2 protein-coding genes are annotated in these 3,840 nt (G+C 80.0%); both read right to left on the minus strand.

Annotated features, from left to right (window positions below; all coding sequences use genetic code 11):
* The coding region (locus ACFU5J_RS21900; protein ID WP_430580122.1) for a hypothetical protein at nt 1–2,560 on the minus strand (2,560 nt) is incomplete at its 3' end.
* On the minus strand, nt 2,557–3,840 hold a 1,284-nt coding region (locus ACFU5J_RS21905; protein WP_430580123.1), incomplete at its 5' end, for an SWIM zinc finger family protein. The genes ACFU5J_RS21900 and ACFU5J_RS21905, both read right to left, overlap by 4 nt.

The following is a 3,840-nucleotide window of genomic DNA, read 5'->3' on the forward strand; positions in this document are numbered from 1 at the left end:
GCTCCAGGGGTGCCGGCGGGAGCGCCGTCACGGCCTCCCGCGCGGCGACGACGGCCCGCGAGGACCCCGGCCGTGCGGCGAGCCGGCGCAGCCCGGGCACGGCGACGACCGCCGGGCCGGCGACCCCGGTCGCGACGGCGGCGGCCGCGTCGGGGGCCAGCACGAGCATCGCCTCGGCGAGCTCCGCCGTGCCCGCGAGCAGACGGGTCCGGTCCTGCGAGGCCGCGAGGAGCCCGTCGAGCACGGGCCAGACCACGGAGGCGAGCCCCTCGTCGGCGAGGCGGACCATCGCCGTCGCCAACGCCGCGAGGGCGCGCGGCGTGGTCCGGAGGTCCAGGAACGCCGCGTCGGCGACGCCGGGGCGCAGCAGGCCGCGGTCCCATGCCTCGAGCACGGCGGCGGAGGCGTCCTCGGCGGCGCGGTCGTGGACGCGGCGCTGGGATCCCAAGAGGTTCACGGCACCCGCCGGCCCGAACGGCGTCGCCCGGCGTGCGGCCTGCCGCAGCGTGACGCCGAGGGCCGGGTCCTCGCTGTGGACGAGGCCCTCCACGGCCGCCTCGCCCCAGCCCGGGAACACCGTGAAGGCGTCGTGGCCCGCGTAGCCGCGGGTGTCGATGCGGCGGGGAAAGCCGCGCAGGGAGCGCGGCAGGACGACCTGGTCCGCGCGCCAGCAGTCCCAGCGCTCGTCGCGGACGAGCTCCGGCTCGGGGACCGGGTCGGCGACGTACGCGACGGCGACGGGGCCGGCCAGGAGCCGCAGGTCCCGGCCGCGCTGGCCCTGGACCGGCACCTCGAGGGCGCGCAGCCGGTCGAGCACCTCGGGCGTCGCGGTGGCGACGTCCAGCCGGGTGAGGGCGAGCAGGAGGTCGGCCTCGAGCGCGGGGGCGCCCGCGGCCGCGTAGGCCCCCAGCCGGTCGGCCAGGTCGGCGGGGTCGACGCTCAGGTCCACGCGGCTGGGCGTGGACAGCAGGGCCGGCACCTCGCCCAGCCGCTCGAAGACCGCGTGGTCGCGGGCGCGCAGCACGCCGTGCGCGGAGCCGCTCGCGTCGAGCCCGTGCTCCGGCCGCTCGCCGTGGACCCACGCGTGCACCGGCCCGAGCCCCTGCTGCCAGGACCGCCCCACGCCGCGCAGCGCGGTGCGCGCCTCCTCGGGGTCGCGCCGGGCGACGCGGACGGCCAGGTGCAGGAAGGTCTCGAGGGCGAGGTCGGCGGCGCCCTCCGGCTGCCGGGTGAGCGCGGCGGCCGCGGCGGTGATCGCCGCGCCGGTCGCCTCCGGGGGTGCGAAGCGCGGCGGCGTCCAGACCGGCGGGGTGGGGCGCCAGCGGCTGGGTGCCGTGGCGGCCGGCTCCGCCTGCACGGCGGCCGGAGCGGCGAGGCCCCAGGCGTCCAGCACGGCGCGCGCGGCCCGCGCCACCGCCGGGTCACGGCCCGCTGCGAGCTCGGCGACGCGGTCCCGGACGAGCTCCACGACCTCCGGCCCGGCGCCCCCGTCCGCCTCCGCCCGGCGTGCCGCGGCCGCGAGGACGACGCGCTGCGCCTTCTTGGTGCCGACGGCGAGCGACACCAGGAGGACGTCCCCGAGCGTCGCGTCGTCGACCCCTGCGACCAGCGCGGGCGCGAACGCCTCGACCAGCGGCGCCTCGCCGGTGGCCAGCACGCCGACCAGCAGGTCCGCCCGCGCCAGGACCTCGGTGGGCGTCACCGCGAGGCCCGGGATGCGCGCGGTCGCGGGCGCCGCGAGGACGGCGGTCCACGACCTGCGGTCTCCCGGCCGGACCGCGGCGTCGAGGGCCTGGAAGGCGAGGTCCGCCGCCTCCTCCCGGGCGACCCAGCCGGCGTCGACGGCCGCCGCCACGGTCCGCCCCAACGGGCCGGCCGGCGGCAGCCCGGCGGCCACCGCCGCCCGGGCGTGCTCGGCGTACCGGGGCCGCAGCAGGTCCGCCGGCAGGGGCCGCCAGTGTCCCGGCCACTCCTCCGGGGCCCCCGGGAGCGTCGCGGCGGCGTAGGCCGCCCAGTCCCGGAGATACTCGGCGTCGTCCGGCACGTCCAGGCCGAGCCGGTGCACGAGCAGCACCTGGACGCCGCCCATTGTCATCGTCGAGAAGTCGCCCCAGCGCGAGGACGCGGTCCCCGCGCGCTCGACGAACCGGGCCGCGAAGTCCGCCCCGCGGGTGGACACCACCCGCGCCACGAGGTCGTCCGACAGGCCCTCGGCGTCCGTCAGGAGCCGGACCGCCCGCGCGGCGTCCACGCCCTGCCGGACGGCGAACAGGGTGAGGAGCCCGAGGTCGACGTCCGTGGCGGCGGCCCAGCCCCAGGCGTCGTCGTCCCCGTCGTGCAGGCTCCCCAGGGTGACCGGGACGTCCGGCACCACATGGCGGCGCCAGGGGCCGCGCCGCAGCCCGGCGAGGGCCGCGCGTCGCTGCTCCGGCGAGCCGAGCGGCAGGGTCAGGGCGTCCTGCGGGTCGGCGCCGTCCCAGCCGAGCTCCCGGAAGATCTCGACCGCGCGGGCGAGGGCGGGGGTGGCCAGGGCGGTGTCCACGCGCGGCACGGAGCTCACGGGTGCGGGGTCCTCTCGTCGGTGGTGCGGCCCTCGGCCGGCGGCGCGGCACCGTCCAGGCGGGCCGCGAGCACATGCTGGCACGGGCCCCTGTCACCGCCGTGCCGCAGGTACCAGGTGCAGGTGCACGCGTCCTGCACGCCGCCGCCGGCCGCGAGGCGGACGCGGTGGTCGCCGCCGCTGCCGCGCACGAGGAAGCCGTCGCCGTCGGGCCGCACGCCCCCGCTCGCCGCGAGGGCACGGGCGGCCCGCAGGCGCGGGTTGTCGCGCTCGGCGCGGTCCGGGTCGTCCGGGAGCTCGCGGTGGAACCAGGCGGCGTCGTGGGCGTCCCACCCCACCCTGCCCTGGGCCGCGAGCACGGCGAGCGCGGCGCGCACGCGGGCCTCGTCCAGGGCCGAGCCGCGGGCCAGGCACGCGACGTCGACGACGGGCTCGAACGCGAGGAGGGCGCCCACGAGGTCGGCGTCGCCGGAGGCCTCGGGGGCGGCGAGCCCCTCGAGCAGGGAGCCCTCCCCGGAGTGCCCGCGCCACGCCTCGGCGGTCAGTCCCACGCTGACCCGCGCCCCGGGGAGCGCGACCTCCACCAGCGCCGGGCCCTCGCCGCCGTCGGGCGGGCCGTGCACGGTCACGCCGCGCACGTGCACCAGCAGCCGCTTGAGCGCGGCGAGGCGGTGCAGGCCGCTCACGTGCACCGACCCCGCCGAGCGGCGCGGCGCGAGCCGCGCACCCGAGGGGGCGGCCGTGAGCCAGCCCGACCGCGCGGTCGAGGTCGCCGCGGGCAGCGAGGCCACGAAGGACCGCGCCGCGGCGCCGTCGAGCCGCAGCACCGGGGCCAGCCCGTGGTGGAGCTCGGCGGCGTTGCCGAGCGCCCGCACCCAGCGCGGCGGCATCTCGACGGGGCGCTCCACCACCTGCTCGTCGGGCGTGGCCACCCGCAGCCCGTCCACCCCGACGTCGAGGTGGAGCAGCTCCGCCCGGCCCACGCCGGTCAGGGCGCGCCGCGTGGCGGGCCCGAGGTCCACGTTGGTGGTGCCGGAGCCGATCTCGCCGCCGTCGAGACCGTCGCCGAGGAGGTCCAGGCGGGCGTAGACGCCGTTGCAGGCCGAGAAGACCTCGGCGCGCAGCCGGTCGCCGTGGGCGGTGAGCACCGGGTCGCGCTGCGAGGTCGGCGCGTGCTGGAAGTACCGGGTGGCGGTCACGTCCGCGAGCGCCACGAGGGACCGGGCGAGCACCTGCGGGTGGGTCGCGAAGCCGTGGAAGAACGACGGGGACGCCTCCGG

Source organism: Isoptericola sp. NPDC057559, assembly GCF_042801555.1.
Taxonomy (GTDB): domain Bacteria; phylum Actinomycetota; class Actinomycetes; order Actinomycetales; family Cellulomonadaceae; genus Isoptericola.